This is a genomic window from Bradyrhizobium sp. USDA 241, from assembly GCF_049739505.1.
Classification (GTDB): domain Bacteria; phylum Pseudomonadota; class Alphaproteobacteria; order Rhizobiales; family Xanthobacteraceae; genus Bradyrhizobium; species Bradyrhizobium liaoningense.
This window is the reverse complement of sequence record NZ_JBMGPZ010000002.1, coordinates 198401-214529: the sequence shown is the minus strand read 5'-3', so window position 1 is coordinate 214529 and position 16129 is coordinate 198401. Positions and strand designations below refer to the sequence as shown.

At 64.4% G+C, this 16129-nt stretch carries 15 protein-coding genes and 1 pseudogene; 3 read left to right on the top strand and 13 right to left on the bottom strand.

Annotated features, from left to right (window positions below; all coding sequences use genetic code 11):
• Position 1: 1 nt before the first annotated feature.
• The 11 genes and pseudogenes from ABIF91_RS01970 to ABIF91_RS01920 all read right to left on the bottom strand — a co-directional run bounded on the left by ABIF91_RS01970 (position 2) and on the right by ABIF91_RS01920 (position 8673).
• Positions 2 to 764, bottom strand: a pseudogene (locus ABIF91_RS01970) (RsiV family protein).
• Positions 765 to 795: 31 nt separating this feature from the next.
• Entirely contained in the window at positions 796 to 1086 is a 291-nt protein-coding gene (locus ABIF91_RS01965) for a nucleotidyltransferase family protein (RefSeq protein ID WP_028176693.1), read from the bottom strand.
• Between the two features lie 34 nt (positions 1087 to 1120).
• Positions 1121 to 3277 carry a methylmalonyl-CoA mutase gene (gene scpA / locus ABIF91_RS01960; protein WP_028176692.1) on the bottom strand — a complete coding sequence of 719 codons (2157 nt, stop codon included), beginning with the start codon at positions 3275 to 3277 and terminating at the stop codon, positions 1121 to 1123.
• Complete coding sequence (locus ABIF91_RS01955; protein ID WP_028176691.1) at positions 3274 to 3459, bottom strand: hypothetical protein; 186 nt, start codon at positions 3457 to 3459, stop codon at positions 3274 to 3276. Before ABIF91_RS01955 ends, scpA begins: the two co-directional genes overlap by 4 nt.
• Before the next feature lie 8 nt (positions 3460 to 3467).
• Positions 3468 to 3932 (bottom strand): GFA family protein, encoded by a 465-nt coding sequence (locus ABIF91_RS01950; protein ID WP_028176690.1) that lies wholly within the window; start codon positions 3930 to 3932, stop codon positions 3468 to 3470.
• Entirely contained in the window at positions 3929 to 5800 is a 1872-nt protein-coding gene (locus ABIF91_RS01945; protein WP_035671196.1) for a methylmalonyl-CoA mutase family protein, read from the bottom strand. Before ABIF91_RS01945 ends, ABIF91_RS01950 begins: the two co-directional genes overlap by 4 nt.
• Before the next feature lie 82 nt (positions 5801 to 5882).
• Entirely contained in the window at positions 5883 to 6374 is a 492-nt protein-coding gene (gene folK / locus ABIF91_RS01940; RefSeq protein WP_028176688.1) for a 2-amino-4-hydroxy-6-hydroxymethyldihydropteridine diphosphokinase, read from the bottom strand.
• Between the two features lies 1 nt (position 6375).
• Entirely contained in the window at positions 6376 to 6744 is a 369-nt protein-coding gene (folB, locus tag ABIF91_RS01935) for a dihydroneopterin aldolase (RefSeq protein WP_028176687.1), read from the bottom strand.
• The gene (gene folP / locus ABIF91_RS01930; protein ID WP_028176686.1) at positions 6741 to 7601 is read right to left on the bottom strand and encodes a dihydropteroate synthase; all 861 of its coding nucleotides are present in this window, start codon (positions 7599 to 7601) and stop codon (positions 6741 to 6743) included. Before folP ends, folB begins: the two co-directional genes overlap by 4 nt.
• 273 nt (positions 7602 to 7874) lie before the next feature.
• Complete coding sequence (locus tag ABIF91_RS01925; RefSeq protein WP_028176685.1) at positions 7875 to 8282, bottom strand: DUF4332 domain-containing protein; 408 nt, start codon at positions 8280 to 8282, stop codon at positions 7875 to 7877.
• Positions 8283 to 8307: 25 nt separating this feature from the next.
• The gene (locus ABIF91_RS01920) at positions 8308 to 8673 is read right to left on the bottom strand and encodes a hypothetical protein (protein ID WP_028176684.1); all 366 of its coding nucleotides are present in this window, start codon (positions 8671 to 8673) and stop codon (positions 8308 to 8310) included.
• Between the two features lie 345 nt (positions 8674 to 9018).
• On the opposite strand from ABIF91_RS01920, the gene ABIF91_RS01915 reads away from it, so the two are divergent.
• The 3 genes from ABIF91_RS01915 (at position 9019) to ABIF91_RS01905 (ending at position 13553) form a co-directional block, all read left to right on the top strand.
• Complete coding sequence (locus ABIF91_RS01915) at positions 9019 to 10647, top strand: helicase HerA-like domain-containing protein (RefSeq protein WP_028176683.1); 1629 nt, start codon at positions 9019 to 9021, stop codon at positions 10645 to 10647.
• Positions 10648 to 10805: 158 nt separating this feature from the next.
• On the top strand, positions 10806 to 12134 hold the full coding sequence (locus ABIF91_RS01910; RefSeq protein ID WP_028176682.1) for a glycosyltransferase family 87 protein: 1329 nt from the start codon (positions 10806 to 10808) through the stop codon (positions 12132 to 12134).
• A 24-nt stretch (positions 12135 to 12158) separates the two neighbouring features.
• The gene (locus ABIF91_RS01905) at positions 12159 to 13553 is read left to right on the top strand and encodes a M20/M25/M40 family metallo-hydrolase (RefSeq protein WP_028176681.1); all 1395 of its coding nucleotides are present in this window, start codon (positions 12159 to 12161) and stop codon (positions 13551 to 13553) included.
• Positions 13554 to 13751: 198 nt separating this feature from the next.
• On the opposite strand, the gene ABIF91_RS01900 is transcribed toward ABIF91_RS01905, so the two are convergent.
• Positions 13752 to 14531 (bottom strand): class II aldolase/adducin family protein, encoded by a 780-nt coding sequence (locus ABIF91_RS01900; protein ID WP_035671190.1) that lies wholly within the window; start codon positions 14529 to 14531, stop codon positions 13752 to 13754.
• 210 nt (positions 14532 to 14741) lie between these two features.
• On the bottom strand, positions 14742 to 16085 hold the full coding sequence (locus ABIF91_RS01895) for an IS1380-like element ISBdi2 family transposase (protein ID WP_208086440.1): 1344 nt from the start codon (positions 16083 to 16085) through the stop codon (positions 14742 to 14744).
• Positions 16086 to 16129: the final 44 nt, after the last annotated feature.

The following is a 16129-nucleotide window of genomic DNA, read 5'->3' as shown; positions in this document are numbered from 1 at the left end:
TTCACTGCTCCTGCGCGTCGCCCTTCGGCCGCGCGCCGCCGAAGATTCGTGTGCCTTCCGCGCTGAGATACGGCTTCAGCGCCTCCCAAGGCACGAAGGCAACATACTCGCCCTCGGCGTAGGGACCGACGGCGTAGGGCGGGTAGTGAAAGGTGAGGCCGGAGCTCTTGCCTGCTTCAGTTGACGGCGCAAGCGTCACCGCGCCAATCTTGAGCAGGCTCGGTTCCACGCCCTTGAACCATTCGTCGGTCGCGGTCTCGCCGGCACCGCGCTTCTTCTTCTCGGCCTTGAGCGAGGTGATGATGGCCGTCACCATCGCCTTCATGGCCGGACCCTTGTCGGCGGTCTCGGTGAAGAACGGGCGGATCGAGATGCGCTTGTTCGCCGCCTTGTCCCAAAGGATCGTGTTCACATCCGAATTGGGATGCGCGCCGCGAGTGTTCATGTAGTCATTACGGAGGACGCTGACATAGCGGTCGGCAACGACGGAGCGGATTTCATACTTGCGCTCGAACTCCCAGCCGCCCCTCCTTAGGGTCCGCTTTGCGGGCGGCGGCAGCTTCCGCGGCATTCTTGTTAAGCCATGTCTTACCTTCCGTGAGGCAATCCGCCGCCAGCGCCGCGTCCGCCTTGATCCCGTCGTCGAGGAAGACGCGCGCCTCGATGCTCTTGGTGTTGATGGCGGCGTCGGGCTTGGGGTCGGCGGCGAGGGCGGAAAACGCGCACGTTGCGCTCAGCGCCAGGGCGACGCTCAAACCGGCGATGAACTTCAAGGATAGTGCTCCTGTGTGAGCGTCAGAATATTTCGACAATGTCGTCTGCGCTGTGCGGCACAAAGCGGGGAGACGTCGAGCGACGAACGGTTGCCTGCGTTTGCAAGCCGGTCGCATCTTCGATGATATTTTCGATATCGATCAGCTTGAGCAGTGAAAAAGAAGTATCCGGTTCGATCTCGATCAGAATGTCGATGTCGCTGTCGTAATCTTCGCCGGCCCGCGAGCCAACAATGGCAAGCTTCGAGACGCCCTTGCCTTTGATGGCGTCCGCATTCTCGCGTATCGCAGCGATGATCTCGTCACGTGTCATGGACACACCTGGCCGGTTGCGGCCAGTCTATCATCTACTCGGCCGCCTCGCTATGGCCGAGCCGGGCATTCAGCTTGCGGATCAGCTCCTCGGCCGCTTCCGCAATCACGGTGCCCGGCGGGAAGATCGCTTCAGCGCCGGCAGCATAGAGCGCGTCGTAGTCCTGCGGCGGTACCACGCCGCCGACGATGATCATGATGTCGTCGCGGCCCTGCTTCTTCAGCGCGGCCTTCAATTCCGGCACGGCGGTGAGATGGGCGGCGGCGAGCGAGGAGACGCCGAGGATGTGGACGTCGTTCTCGACCGCCTGCCGCGCGGCTTCGTCGGCGGTGGCAAACAGCGGCCCGATGTCGACGTCGAAGCCGATATCGGCAAAGGCAGACGCAATCACCTTCTGGCCGCGATCGTGGCCGTCCTGGCCGATCTTGGCGACCAGGATGCGCGGGCGGCGGCCTTCCGCCTCCTCGAACGCGTCGATCAGCGCCTGTACCTTCTCGACCTGGTTACCCATGCTGGACGCCTCCCGCTTGTAGACGCCGGTGATGGACTTGATCTCGGCGCGGTGCCGGCCGAACACCTTCTCCATCGCGTCCGAAATCTCGCCGACGGTCGCCTTCGCCCGCGCCGCGTCGATGGCGAGCGCGAGCAGATTGCCGTTGCCTTCGCCAGCCGAGCGCGTCAGCGCGGCGAGCGCGGCATCGACGTCGTTCTGGTTGCGTTCGGCTTTCAGCCGCTTGAGCTTGTCGATCTGAAGCCGGCGGACATTGGTGTTGTCGACCTTCAGGATCTCGATTCTGTCCTCGTCGGTCGGCTTGTACTTGTTGACGCCGATCACCGCCTGCTTGCCGGCATCGATCCGCGCCTGGGTCTTGGCCGAAGCTTCCTCGATGCGCAGCTTCGGCAAGCCGGCCTCGATCGCCTTCGCCATGCCGCCGAGTTCCTCGACCTCCTGAATGTGGCTCCACGCCTTCGCCGCGAGGTCGCGCGTGAGCCGCTCGACGTAATACGAGCCGCCCCAGGGATCGATGATGCGGGTGGTGCCGCTCTCCTGCTGCAGGAAGAGCTGGGTGTTGCGGGCGATGCGCGCAGAGAAATCGGTCGGCAAGGCGAGCGCCTCGTCGAGCGCGTTGGTGTGCAGCGACTGGGTGTGGCCCTGCGTTGCGGCCATGGCCTCCACCGTGGTGCGCATCACGTTGTTGAAGACGTCCTGCGCGGTCAGCGACCAGCCCGAGGTCTGGCTGTGCGTGCGCAGCGACAGCGAGCGCGGGTCCTTCGGGTTGAACGGTTTCAGCAGCTTCGCCCAGAGCAGGCGCGCGGCGCGCATCTTGGCGACTTCCATGAAGAAGTTCATGCCGATCGCCCAGAAGAACGACAGGCGCGGAGCGAAACGATCGACGTCGAGCCCTGCGGCAAGGCCGGCGCGCAGATATTCGACGCCGTCGGCGAGCGTGTAGGCGAGCTCGAGGTCCTGCGTCGCACCGGCCTCCTGCATGTGATAGCCGGAGATCGAGATCGAATTGTACTTCGGCATCTTCTGCGAGGTGTAGGCGAAGATGTCCGAGATGATCCGCATCGAGGGCGCCGGCGGATAGATGTAGGTGTTGCGCACCATGAACTCTTTCAGAATGTCGTTCTGAATGGTGCCCGACAGCTTCTCCGGCGGCACGCCCTGTTCCTCGGCGGCGGCGACGTAGAGCGCGAGGATCGGCAGCACCGCGCCGTTCATGGTCATGGACACGCTCATCTGGTCGAGCGGAATGCCTGCGAACAGCGTGCGCATATCGTAGATGGAATCGATGGCGACGCCGGCCATGCCGACGTCGCCGCCGACGCGCGGGTGATCGGAGTCGTAGCCGCGATGGGTGGCGAGATCGAAGGCGACCGAGAGGCCCTTCTGTCCGGCCGCCAGGTTGCGGCGGTAAAACGCGTTGGAATCCTCCGCCGTGGAGAAGCCGGCATATTGCCGGACCGTCCAGGGCTGGTTGACATACATGGTCGGGTAGGGGCCGCGCAGGAACGGCGCGATGCCCGGATAGGTCTCGAGGAAATCGAGCCCGGCCAGATCAGTCTCGCCATAGGCGGGCTTGACCAGAATGCCCTCCGGCGTCAGCCACGGCTCGGCGCTGCCTGACGGCGCTGTGGTGGCGGTGCGCTCGAAGGCGACCTCGGCGAAATTGGGAACGCGGCTCATCCCTTGGATTCCTCAAACCTGCGGTTGCGCTCGATCAGCTTTTGCACATTCTTCTTGTAAACGGGATCATCCAGGCGGCTCCGAGTAATTCTACCAGTCCCGTCCCAGAGCAGCCACGCGAGCAGCTTCTCGATCTTCCATTCTGCCAGACCGAACAACGTATGTCCGAGCAGCTGAAACATGGGCCGCCTCAATCATGATCCGGATGCTGATGGCTGACTATGGTCGCCATCTTCTCCGGTCCGTAATTCTGCTGCGTGGTCTGGCTCGGCAGATTGGCGATGCCGACCACCCAGCCGAGCCGCGATTCCGTGCCGAACTGGCGCGTCGGGATCACCCAGTCGGGGTGGTCGAAGGTGCCGGTCATGATTTCGATCCGATCGCCGTCAATGCGGCCGAAGCTCAGCGGCGTGCCGCAGGCGGCGCAGAAGCCGCGCTCGGCGATGGTGGAGGAGCGGAAGAACGAGGGTTGTCCCCTGGTCCAGGCGAAGTCCGTCTTGTTGATGTCGGCAAAGGAGGCGAATGGCGCACCGGCTGCCTTCTGGCACATCCGGCAGTGGCAGATCGAGACCCTGGTCGGCGCGGTCATGACGGCAAAGCGCACCGCGCCGCATTGGCAGCCGCCGGTGAGAACGGGTTTGCCGGTTTCGGTCATGGCTGCTCCATCCGTCGGTAGGCGTCTTGTAGTGTCGCAAGCGCATCGCCTCCGGCGAAGACAAAACCCGTGACGCCGGCGGCCCGCAGCGCCGCCTCGGCATCGGTCGGGCGGCCCGCCAGATAGATATGTCTGCTGCCTGCCGTTTGCAGGGCCCGGGCGGCGGGTTCCGCCTGACCGGCATAGACCTTGTCGCTGGAACAGAGGCAGGCGAGCTCCGCACCTGAGGCCTTGAAGGCGGCTGTGAGTTTGGCCGGATCGGCAAAGCCCTCGCTGTCGACCGCCTCGATGCCGCCGGCTTCGAAGAAGCTCTTCGCGAAAGTGGCGCGCGCCGTGAAGTCGGCGGGCGTGCCGAGATTGGCCAGGAACACCTTTGGCCGCGCGCCACGTGCCTTCAACGCCGCGTCGGATTTGTCGCGCAGCGCCTCGAACGGTTCCGCCAGCCGGATCGGCGGCAGCGCATCGAACTTGTATTTCTGTTCCCCGTAAGGCGGAAGCGCGATCGGCGTTGCCTTCAGCACGGTCGCTTCGCGCTCATGCAGGTTCGGAAACTCGCTGGCGCCGGTCAGCACGTCGCGGCGCTTTGCGATGTTGGCATCACGCGCCTTTCGCGCGGCCGCCACCTTGCTCTGAAACACGCCCTGCTGAAGCGCCGCGAAGGCATCACCGGCTTTCTCGCTTTCCTGGAACAGCGCCCATGCGGCGTCGCAAAGCTGCGCGGTCAGCGTCTCGATGCCGCCTGCGCCTGCCGCGGGATCGCTGACCCTGGCGAGGTTGCTTTCTTCCAGCAAGAGAAGCTGCGTGTTGCGCGCCACGCGCCGCGCGAACGGATCGGGCAGGCCGAGCGCCAGCGTATGCGGCAGCACCGTGATCGCATTCGCGCCGGCGAGCCCGGCGGCGAACGTCGCCATGGTCGCGCGCAGCATGTTCACGTAAGGATCGCGCTGCGTCAGCATCCGCCAGGCTGTATCGGCAGCGATGAACAGCGGTTTCGGCGTCAGCCCGCAGGCCTGCTCGATGCGTGCCCACAGCAGCCGCAGCGCGCGGAATTTGGCCATGGTCAGGAACTGGTCGGCATCCGCGGCAAGCCGCGCATAGACCATACCCTGCGCCTGCTCGAGGGGAATGCCGGCGCCTTCGATCGCGCGCAGATAAGCGACGCCGCAGGCAAGCACGAAGGCAAGCTCCTGCACCTCCGAGCCACCGGCATCATGGATCACGCGCCCGTCGGCGGAGGCAAACGGTCCCTTGAAGCCGAGCGCGGCAAGGCCCTTGATGGCGCCGGCGACGGCAGGAACGATCTCGTCCCAGGTATAGGGGCTGTGGCCCCACACTGCGGCGGCCGCGAGCGGATCGAGGCCGAAGCGGATGTTGCAGGCTGCGGGATCGAGCCCCTTGCTCTTGACATATTCCGCGACATGGATCGCGGCCATCCGCGATTGCGGGCCGATCTGAAGCTCGAGGCCGATGCCGGCGTCGAGATGAATGTCTTTCAAAACCTTTGCGACCGCATCCGCCGAAGGTTCCAGGCCGAAACCATGGGCGCCGCTGCCGCCGGCGAACACCAGCGCGAGCCCCGTCGCGCCGTTCTCGAGGTCGGTCAGGGCCTGTGCATTCGCGAGCGCCGCGTCGGGATGGTCGATCCGCTGCACGATCTGCCACGGTGCAGCCGGCGGGCGTCCCACCACGGGCGCAACGCCCTTGGCGCGCGGATAGAGCGGATCGATCCTGATGCCGTCATAGGTCTTGCCGACCAGCTTCTCGAACGGCGCGCCCTTCAGCACGCCGTCGACCAGCTTGCGCCAGTCCTCGACGGTCGCCTTGGGAAAATCCGCCGCCAGCGGCAGGTCGTCAGTCACGGAGGTCATGCGGCGAGGGGCTCCCAAACGTCTCGTTGTTTCTCAGGCGAAATTGCCACGGCAGACCGTCCCTGCAAACGGTTGTTTTTGGTTAACCGGTATCCGGAAGCCGCTCAATGCCTTGCGTGGAGACGCTGGCGAGGCCGTCACGCACACGAATGCCTGAGATCACGCGGTCGGGCGCGATCTCGGCCAGCGGCACCAGCACGAAGGCGCGCTCGAACAGGCGGGGATGCGGCAGCGTCAGGTCGGGCTTCTGCAAGCTGACGTCGTCATAGGCGATCATGTCGAGATCGAGCGTGCGCGGGCCCCAGCGTCGTTCCTTGGTTCGCACGCGGCCGAATTTCTGCTCGACTTTCTGCAGCACGAACAAGAGCGCGTGCGGATCGAGACCGGTCTCGATCTCGATGCAGGCGTTGATGAAGGGATCCTGGTCCTCGTCGCCCCAGGGCGGGGTGGCATAGTCCGAGGAGCGTGTGATCAGCGCGCCTTGCGCCATGCCGCAGATATGGGCGATCGCCTTGCCGAACGTCGCGCGGACATCGCCGACATTGCCGCCGAGTGCGATCAGCACGCTCGCCATCTCAGGGATGCCGCGAGCGTGTCAGCATGATGCCGACATCGTCGAAGATCGCGGCGATCGGCGCATGCGGCTTGTGCACCGTGATCTTCACGGCGCGGACGCGCGGGAAGTTCGACAAGATGGCGTCGGCCACCGCGCCGGCCGCGCGCTCCAGCAGCTTGTAATTGGTGTTCTTGAACGCCGCCGTCGTCGTCGCCACGACATCGGCGTAGGACACCGTGTCCGCGAGCCGGTCGCTGCGCGACGGCTCGGACAGGTCGGTATAGAGTTCGAGATCGATGACGAAACGCTGGCCGACTTCGGTTTCGTGATCCATCACGCCGTGGCGGGCATGGATCGACAGGCCGGTGACGAAGATCGTATCGGTCATTGCTTGCTCTCGATTGCATGCGCCACCCGCAGGGCCTGCAGGGTTTCGCCGACATCATGGGTCCGGATGATCTTCGCGCCGCGCTGTGCGGCGATCAGATGCGCCGCGATCGAGCCGGCGAGCCGCTCCGATGGTTCCGACGGCGACACCGAGGCGATGAAGCGCTTGCGCGAGGCGCCGACCAGGATCGGCAAGCCGAACACGTCCAGTTCGCGCAGCCGCGCCAGAGCGGTCATGCTCTGCTCGGGCGTCTTGCCGAAGCCGATGCCGGGATCGAGCACGATCTTGTCGCGCACGATGCCGGCCCGCGCGGCGATATCGAGCGAGTGCCGAAAGAATGTCTTCATGTCCGCAATGATATCGATCGCGGGATCGACGCTGTCGCGGTTGTGCATGACGACGACGGGAACGCCTCTTGCGGCGATCAGCGGCGCCATGTCGGTATCGCGTTGCAGGCCCCAGACGTCGTTGGCGATCGTCGCGCCCTGGTCGAGCGCGAAGGCCACCACTTGTGCCTTCATGCTGTCGATCGAGACGGGCACGCCGAGCGCTACCACGTCGGCCAGCACCGGCTTAAGTCGTGCCAATTCGTCTTGCGCGGTGACCGGCCGGGCGCCCTTGTAGGGCCGGGTGGACTCGGCGCCGATATCGATGATGTCGACGCCATCGGCGATCATCGCCCGAGCCCGTTCCAGCGCCCGCGCGGGCGCGATGAACGCGCCGCCGTCGGAGAAGGAATCCGGGGTGATGTTGAGCACGCCCATCACCGCGGGAAGCGGCCGCTCCAGCAGCGTCCGCAGCGCATCAGGCCCGGCCGAGCCGGCCGGCGGGACGGAAGGGGAGAGCGAGGCGTTCATGCGGCCCGCTTTGCGCGGTCGGGCAGGGGGAGTCAAGACGGGATGGGCGGTGTCGGTGTCTGCGGGCGGCGTCGATATTGTGGCACCCTCGCGCATCACCCCAGCTGTCGTCCCGGCGAACGCCGGGACCCATAACCCCAGGGAAAAGTTTGGCGAAGACTCGTAGTCCGGTACTTCCACCGTCTACGATCGATAGATTCCGCGGTATGGGTCCCGGCGTTCGCCGGGACGACACCGAGAACGCCGCGCGAGAATCCGTTCGCGGGGACCGCCCTAATACGTGATCTTCGGCGGCAGCTTCTTGGCCTTGGCGATGATGTCGCCGACCGACTTCTCGGAAGGCAGGATGCGGACGAGCTTCTTCTTCTCGTTGGCTTCGCGCATGCTCTGGGCGAGCCTCGCCGGATTTCGATAGGCGAGCTCGCGCACGGTGGTGACGCCGGCGGCGCGGACCAGGCCGACCTTGGCCTTGCCCATGCCGGGAATGCGCATGTAGTCGGAGACGTTGGCCCATTCCAGCAGCGACTGCTCGCTGATGCCCGTCTTGGCGGAAAGCGCCTTGCGGCCCTTCACGGTCGAGGCCGCCTCGAGCAGCGCGTCGGTGGTGCGGATTCCTTGCGCCTTCAACTTGTTGGCTGCAAAGGTCGACAGGCCCTCAATCTCGGAGATTGGATATGTCATGACACTCGGTGTGAAATGCGTGGCTTCAGGCGAATTGGCCGAGGCCCGGAGTCCCAGCGATGATCTTGCCCATCTGATCCGCTCCGATTTTGTCTCGCCCGTAGCGGAAAAGTTCACGGGCGACCTTTTGAATATCGGACATGCTAAGTCCCATGCCCATCAGGCGCGTGCCGACCGCCATCAAGCCGCCACCCATCAGCCGCGACAGGCCGCCGCCGCTCCTGGACGCCTCGATCGCGGCTTCCGCTCCTGGGATCTGGTCGATCAGGGCCTGCACGCTCTCGGAAGGACCCTCGCTGCGGAGGAAGCCCAGGATAATGCCGACGGTTTTTTCAGCGACAGCACCATCTATGCTGGCGTTTGCCGCCAGCCGTCCGATCAGCTCGTCCATAAGGCCCCTCAGCCGGTTGCACGCCGGAGTATTGCTTTCGAAAATTGATCTTGAGCCGGTGTGATGTGAAATTCAAGCGATGAACGCACGCGCGGTCGCGATTCATCCTCGAACGCGCGAAAAGTGTTGCAGCCGTGCAAGAGCCGAGATCGAATCGGCAAAAAAATGCCGCGCTGCGAATACCCCGTTCCTACTTTCGGCTGATGTTGCCCATTCGTGTCCGACAATGTCGCATGCTCGGGGCGCGTTGAACGGTTTTAATCGGCGTGCGACATGCGTTAAACTACGGAACTGGCGCATTTGAGTTTCAATACGCGAAACTCGGCAGAGAGATCAGAGAGAATAATGACCGCACAGGACAGCAAGCTCGGCGATACCGACGACAAGATTTTCGTCGGCAAGGGAAACGAGCAGGCATGGCTGACGCTGGCGCTCGCCAATCGCCACGGCCTCGTCACGGGTGCAACCGGAACCGGCAAGACCGTGTCGCTTCAAGTGATGGCGGAAGGATTTGCGCGCGCCGGTGTGCCGGTCTTTGCGGCGGACATCAAGGGAGACCTCTCCGGCATCTCCGAGCTGGGAGAGGCCAAGGACTTCATTCTCAAGCGCGCCACCGAAATGGGGCTGACATTCCAGCCCGATCAGTTCTCGACGGTGTTCTGGGACGTGTTCGGCGAGCAGGGCCACCCCGTGCGCGCGACCGTCACGGAAATGGGGCCGCTCCTGCTCGCGCGCATGCTCGACCTCAACGACGTGCAGGAAGGTGTGCTCAACGTCGCCTTCCGTGTTGCGGACGAGAGTCTTCTGCCATTGTTGGATATGAAGGATCTGCGGTCGCTGTTGGATGCGATCGTTCCCGCCAGCGGCAAGAAGGCAGCGGATGCCGAGGAAGATCCATTTGCCGAGATCCGCAAGGCCGCGCAGAGCTTCGGCAATGTCAGCAAGGCGACGGTTGGAACCATTCAACGCCAGCTCCTGGTGCTGGAAAACCAGGGCGGAACGAAATTCTTCGGTGAGCCGGCACTGGAGCTGAAGGATTTCATGAAGACCGATAGCGACGGTCGCGGCATCGTCAACATTCTGGTTGCCGACAAGCTGATGGAGAGCCCCAGGCTCTACGCTACCTTCCTGTTGTGGTTGCTGTCGGAGTTGTTTGAGGAACTGCCTGAAGCCGGCGATCTGCCGAAGCCAAAACTGGTGTTCTTTTTCGACGAGGCGCATCTGCTGTTCAACGATGCGCCGAAGGCACTGATGGACAAGATCGAGCAGGTGGTTCGTCTGATCCGTTCCAAGGGCGTCGGCGTCTATTTCGTCACGCAGAATCCGATCGACGTGCCAGACAAGGTGTTGGCCCAGTTGGGCGGTCGCGTGCAGCATGCGCTGCGCGCCTTCACGCCGCGCGACCAGAAGGCGGTCGCCGCTGCGGCGCAGACCTTCCGGCCCAACCCGAAGCTCGACACTGCCAAGGTGATCACGGAGCTCGGCAAGGGCGAGGCGCTGGTGTCCTTCCTCGAGGGCAACGGCACGCCTTCGATGGTGGAGCGGGTGATGATCCGGCCGCCGACGGCGCGGATCGGGCCGATCACGCCCGAGGAGCGCAAGGCGATCATGAGCAGGAGCCCGGTGAAGGGCAAATACGATACCGCGGTGGATCGAGAGTCCGCCAGTGAGATGCTGCAGAAGCGCGTGGCCGGCACGGCTGCGCATGCGGACGCACAAAATGGTGGAGCCGGCGCAGGCGGCGGCATCCTGGGCCAGATCGGCTCGATCGTCGGCACCATCTTCGGCACCAACGTCAAGCGAGGCCGTCTGTCGACCGGCCAGGTCATTGCGCGGGACGTGACGCGATCGGTCACCAATCAGGTGATCGGCGGGATGGCCGCCAATATCGGCAAGTCGGTCGGCGGCCAGCTCGGCGGCTCGATCGGCCGCACGCTGGTCCGCGGCGCGCTCGGTGGATTGCTGCGGCGGTAGGCAGAACGCCCGACGGGAAGGCAATTCGTCCGCCGAGCTCATCGACCTGTCCCTGGATCGAGGGGCCGAACGTCGCACACATTCAGGTGAGGGGGCTCTCCAAGCCCCCGCGGGTCTGCTACGTCCTGTTTTGTCGCCGCACCGGACTGCCCCGCACCGTGACCCCGCCCGCCCCCTTAGCCAAGCCTGATGCGCCGAGACGTTTGTCGCTGCGTGCGCCGCTGGATCTGCTCTTTTTGTTCTGCTGCGTCCTCCTGACGGCTGACGTGCTCGTCCCCGAGATCTTCGGCCACGGCAAGACCAAGGATTACGTGCTCTGGTACTGGGCCGGACAGCAGGTCTTGCAGGATGGGCCGCTCTATCCTGCCACGGCCCGCGACTATTTCGACTTCATCTATCCACCGCTCCCCGCGATCCTGCTGGCGATCCCGACCTGGTTCGGCAAAATCCCGCTCTATGTCGTCTTGTCGATCTTGAATGCTCTGGCGTGGTGGTACACCGGGACGCTCTCCCAAGTCATGGCCGGCTCGCACCGCAAGCCTGGCCGCTGGCTGGAAGCGCTGCCGGTCCTGGTCACCGTGGCCTTCGTGTTCGACATGTTCGATCTGGGCCAGCCGAATCTCGTCCTGCTCGCGATGGTGCTCTATGGCTTCTGGAGTCTGCGGCATCAGCGGGCGTGGCTCGCCGGCTTCTTGTTCGCGCTCGCCGCCGCCATCAAGGTGTTTCCGATCGCTGTTCTGCCCTATCTGCTCTGGCGGCGGAAGTGGACCGCCCTCGTCAGCACGATCGCCTTCACCGGCATCCTGCTCTATGTCGTGCCGGCGCCGATCCGCGGTTTCGAGCGCAACGCGGCCGAGCTTGCGGTCTGGTATCAGGGCATGGTCGGGACGAGCTCGGAAAAGGGCTTTGGCCAGCGCGCGGAGCAAAACTGGTCGTGGGTCAACCAGTCCCTCATTGCCGTCACGCATCGCCTGGTCCGTCCGATCAACTACAATCAGGACGATCGCAACAAGCCGCCGCGGACGATGAACGTCATCGACGTCGATTACGGGACGGCGAACTGGATCGTGCTGGCGCTGTCGGCACTGCTCGGGCTCGGCTTCGTCGCGATCATGCCGCGGGAGGCGCAGCGGACCGAGCGCTCGGACGCCGAGGAGCTCGGCATCCTGTTTTGCCTGATGACGGTGGCCTCGCCGCTGGCGCGGCAATACTACTTCATGTGGCTGTTCTTCCCGATGACGGTGCTGATGCATCGCGCCGCCTTCGACGCGCGGGCGCATGTGCGGCTGGGAACCTGGCTCGCCTTGGCCGCCGCCGGCATCCTCATGCTGCTGTCGCTGCCGTGGTTTCCCAAGGTCATCCAGGCCTGTGGCAACAACCTCGCTGCGACGGCCGTCCTCGCAGGGTGCCTCGCCTGGCACATCCGGCATCCGCCAGTTGCGGCTGGTCCCGAGGCCGCGCCGGCGTTAAAAGCGCAGACACCTTGAGACCCCGCAATCAGGAACAAGACAATGTCCAACACGCAGCTTCAATCCGTGCTCGACCACATCGACAAGGATTTCGACAACAGCCTGGAGCGCCTGTTCTCGTTGTTGCGGATCAAGTCGATCTCGGCCGACCCGGCCTTCGCGGATGATTGCAAGGCTGCGGCCGAGCATCTCGCCAAGGACATCGCCAGCTTCGGTGTCGCGACCGAGGTGAGGCCGACCGCGGGCCATCCCGCCGTCGTCGGCAAAACCGGAGCGGGCGGGCGGCCGCACGTGCTGTTCTACGGCCATTACGACGTGCAGCCGGTCGATCCGCTCGATCTCTGGCACCGTCCGCCGTTCGAGCCCGTTGTCGCGGATCATGCCGACGGCCGCAAGATCATCGTGGCGCGAGGCGCCGAGGACGACAAGGGGCAGGTGATGACCTTCGTCGAGGCCTGCCGCGCCTGGAAGAAGGTGACGGGCTCGCTGCCGGTCGACGTCACCTTCCTGATCGAAGGCGAGGAGGAGGTCGGCTCGAAGAATTTCGTGCCCTTCATCGAGGCCAACAAGCACGAGTTCAAGGCAGACTACGTGCTGGTCTGCGACACCGGCATGTGGGACAGCAACACGCCGGCGATCACGACCTCGCTGCGCGGCCTGCTTTATGAAGAGCTGAAGATCACCGCAGCCAATCGCGATTTGCATTCCGGCGTGTTCGGCGGCACCGCGATGAACCCGATCCGGGTGCTCACGAAAATTCTGGGCGGCCTGTTCGACGACGACAACCGCATCACCATCCCCGGCTTCTATGATGGCGTGAAGGAGACGCCGCCTGACATCCTGGAGCAGTGGAAGAAGCTCGAGTTCACGCCCGAGACCTTCCTCAAGCCGGTCGGGCTGTCGCTCCCGGCTGGCGAGAAGGGCAGGCTGCTGGTCGAGCAGGCCTCGACGCGTCCGACCTGCGACGTCAACGGCATATGGGGCGGCTATATCGGCGAAGGCTCCAAGACCGTGATCCCGTCACATGCTTCGGCCAAGGTGTCGTTCCGCCTCGTGCAGGGCCAGGATCCTGCGAGAATCCGCAAGGCCTTCCGCGACTACGTATCGGCGCGCATTCCCGGCGACTGCAAGGTCGAGTTCGGCGACCATTCCGCCGCGCCTGCGGTCGCGCTCGACTGGACCATGAAGCCGCTCGGCGCCGCCAGCAAGGCGCTGGCCGAGGAGTGGGGCAAGGAGACCGTGCTGATGGGCTCGGGCGCCTCGATCCCGATCGTTGCCGACTTCAAGCGCACGTTGGGCCTCGACTCGCTGCTGGTGGGCTTTGGCCTCGACGACGACAATATCCACTCGCCGAACGAGAAATACGACCTGCGGAGCTTCCAGAAGGGCATCCGCTCCTGGGCAAGGATCCTCGCCGCGCTGGCGGAGGTGAAGTAGGCAGGGTGCGGTAGGGTGGATTAGCCGAAGGCGTCACCACCAACTTCGTTCCGCATTCGCTGAAACATGGTGGATTACGCTTCGCTAATCCACCCTACGAAGCCCTGAAATAAAAACGCCGCCCGGGATTGGGCGGCGTTTCATTCCAAAAGGCGTAGAGGTTCGTTGGGCGTTACTCTACACCAGATCCAAAATATCTCAAGACCTGTAGCCGGGATTGACGCGGTCGAGCTTGCGCAGCAAGGGCGGCCACACGAGGTTGGTCGCGCGCAGCTCGGCGCGGTCGCGGTTCGACAGCAGCTCGGTGTTCTTGTCGATCGCGATATCGTCGACCGGGTAGACCGGCGTGCCCAGCGCGCGCGTACGCACCTGCATCGAGCAGGCGCGCTCGAGGTGATACATGCGCTCGAAGGCGGAGGCGACCGAGCGGCCGACCGTGAGCGTGCCGTGGTTGCGCAGGAGCATGTGGTTGTGGTCGCCGAGATCCTTCTGCAGCCGCGGCCGCTCGTCGTGGTCGAGCGCAATGCCTTCGTAGTCGTGATAGGCGAGGTCGTGGGTGACGAGCTGGGCAGTCTGGTTCAGCGGCAGCAGGCCTTCGGCGCTGCTCGACACCGCGGTGCCGTCGAGCGTGTGGAGATGCAGCACGCAGATCGCGTCCTCGCGCACCTCGTGGATCGCCGAATGGATGGTGAAGCCGGCCGGGTTGATGCTGTATTCGCTCTCGGAGAGCTGGTTGCCGTGCAGGTCGACCTTGACGAGGCTCGAGGCCGTGATTTCCTCGAACATCAATCCGTAGGGATTGATGAGGAAGTGATGGTCGGGACCGGGCACGCGCGCGGAGATGTGGGTGTCGACCAGATCGTCCCAGCCGTACAACGCGACGAGGCGATAGCAGGCGGCGAGATTGACCCGTTGCTGCCACTCCGCCTCCGTCATGTTCGACGGCACTTCCCTGAGGCGCGCTTCCGCTGGCGACATGGCTGGTCTCTCCGAAACATCGTTGTTGCGGGGCGGAAACCTAGCCCGTCCTATTCGTGAGAGTGCGGCTTTTGGGCCCGATTGATGCGGCCGCACATCTTGTCTGACGAGGCGCACAGGATTGCCTTCGGCTTTTCGCCGCCTGACGACCGGTACTTTGCAACGCGCTTGAGGGATGGGTTGGGCGAACGGGGGCGGACGCCCCGCCGGTCAAGGACCGAGCGGCAGCAGCGCGCCGGGCAAGCCGCAGATCAGGTCGGCTTCGGGACATGCCGCGGCAAACGCAAGGCGAATGCGGCTCGTGGTCTCGACGACACGGGCGGCGATTTTCAAGAGCCGAAGACGCAGCGTCGCGAACTCGGCAGCGGCCAATTCCCGGGCTTTGGGAATGGCGTCGCGCACGGTCAGCATCAGCCAATAAGCGGCCGTATGGAGCACGAGACGGACCTGGTTGGCGAGCGCCGAACGGCAGCTGGTGCGATCGGAGGCGAGCTGCGTCTTATGCAGCTTGATCAGATTCTCGGCTTGGCCGCGCGCGCAATACAGGCTGTCGTAGATCCACTCGGCCGAGCCGACATCGAGGCTGGTGACGACGAAGCGGATGTCGAGGCCGAGCATCGTCGCCTCAATACGGGCGACAGTGCGCCGTTCGCGATCCCAGGACTTTGCCTTGTGGCGCGTCTCGGTATAGCCACGCAGAACCGGCAGGTTCTCGATGGCGCGTCGCGTGCGGATGTCGTCGGCGACCTCGTCGACTTTTCTGGCGAGAGGCTTGGTGCCGGACAGACCGAAGATGTAGTCGATGCCGTTGGTCTCGCACCACGCCATTGCCTCCGGCCGGGCATAGTGCCCGTCGCCACGGAACGTAATTTGCGTGTTGTGCCATCGCGTCCGGATATGCCGTACCAGGCGGCGCAGATGGGCACGCACCTCGACGCCGCCCGGCGTCTTGCCGGGCCGCAGCACGACGGCCACGGGCCGGCTCTTCTCCGTGTCGTAGACGTGGATCGGCAGGAAGCAGCGTTCGTCATAATGAGCGTTGAACAGCGAGAGCTGCTGATGGCCGTGGACGACGTCGCAGGTATCATCGATGTCGAGCGTGACGGATGCCGGCTCGCGCGGGTAGCTATCCATCCATGCGTCGACCAAAGTGTAGGTCAGCCGGATCACGTCGCGCAGGCGCGGAGCATTCTCCAGCCGCGACAGCGTCGGCTGGGAACACAAATCCCGGCCCGTGTCCGGTAGGCGACCGCAGGCCAGCTTGAATGCCGGATCGGACCTCAGATGATCGAGGTCGTCGGCGTCCTCGTAGCCGCAGCAGATCGCGAACATGCGAGCGCGGAACATATCGACCAGGCTGTGCACGACCCGCGTCGGATCGCGCCGATCCGGGAACACCCGGGCCAGATTGTTGGCCAAACCGAGACGCCGCTCGGCCATCGCCAGAAGCATCACGCCCCCGTTCGAGGTTAGGCGCCCACCATCGAAGGCAGCTGTGACTTTCTTGGCGTGAACGGCTGGAAACGAGAAGGGCGGAATCGTATCGTCGGTCATGGCGGGCGTGGCGTTCGCGGTTGGAGGTGATGGGGTTGGCTTCG

Coding starts and splice junctions, on each gene's coding strand:
- ABIF91_RS01945 (WP_035671196.1), bottom strand. CDS start 5,800: ATGACCTCCGTGACTGACGACCTGCCGCTGGCGGCGGATTTTCCCAAG.
- ABIF91_RS01965 (WP_028176693.1), bottom strand. CDS start 1,086: ATGACACGTGACGAGATCATCGCTGCGATACGCGAGAATGCGGACGCC.
- folP (WP_028176686.1), bottom strand. CDS start 7,601: ATGAACGCCTCGCTCTCCCCTTCCGTCCCGCCGGCCGGCTCGGCCGGG.
- ABIF91_RS01920 (WP_028176684.1), bottom strand. CDS start 8,673: ATGGACGAGCTGATCGGACGGCTGGCGGCAAACGCCAGCATAGATGGT.
- ABIF91_RS01950 (WP_028176690.1), bottom strand. CDS start 3,932: ATGACCGAAACCGGCAAACCCGTTCTCACCGGCGGCTGCCAATGCGGC.
- ABIF91_RS01905 (WP_028176681.1), top strand. CDS start 12,159: ATGTCCAACACGCAGCTTCAATCCGTGCTCGACCACATCGACAAGGAT.
- ABIF91_RS01925 (WP_028176685.1), bottom strand. CDS start 8,282: ATGACATATCCAATCTCCGAGATTGAGGGCCTGTCGACCTTTGCAGCC.
- ABIF91_RS01915 (WP_028176683.1), top strand. CDS start 9,019: ATGACCGCACAGGACAGCAAGCTCGGCGATACCGACGACAAGATTTTC.
- folK (WP_028176688.1), bottom strand. CDS start 6,374: ATGGCGAGCGTGCTGATCGCACTCGGCGGCAATGTCGGCGATGTCCGC.
- ABIF91_RS01895 (WP_208086440.1), bottom strand. CDS start 16,085: ATGACCGACGATACGATTCCGCCCTTCTCGTTTCCAGCCGTTCACGCC.
- ABIF91_RS01955 (WP_028176691.1), bottom strand. CDS start 3,459: ATGTTTCAGCTGCTCGGACATACGTTGTTCGGTCTGGCAGAATGGAAG.
- scpA (WP_028176692.1), bottom strand. CDS start 3,277: ATGAGCCGCGTTCCCAATTTCGCCGAGGTCGCCTTCGAGCGCACCGCC.
- ABIF91_RS01900 (WP_035671190.1), bottom strand. CDS start 14,531: ATGTCGCCAGCGGAAGCGCGCCTCAGGGAAGTGCCGTCGAACATGACG.
- folB (WP_028176687.1), bottom strand. CDS start 6,744: ATGACCGATACGATCTTCGTCACCGGCCTGTCGATCCATGCCCGCCAC.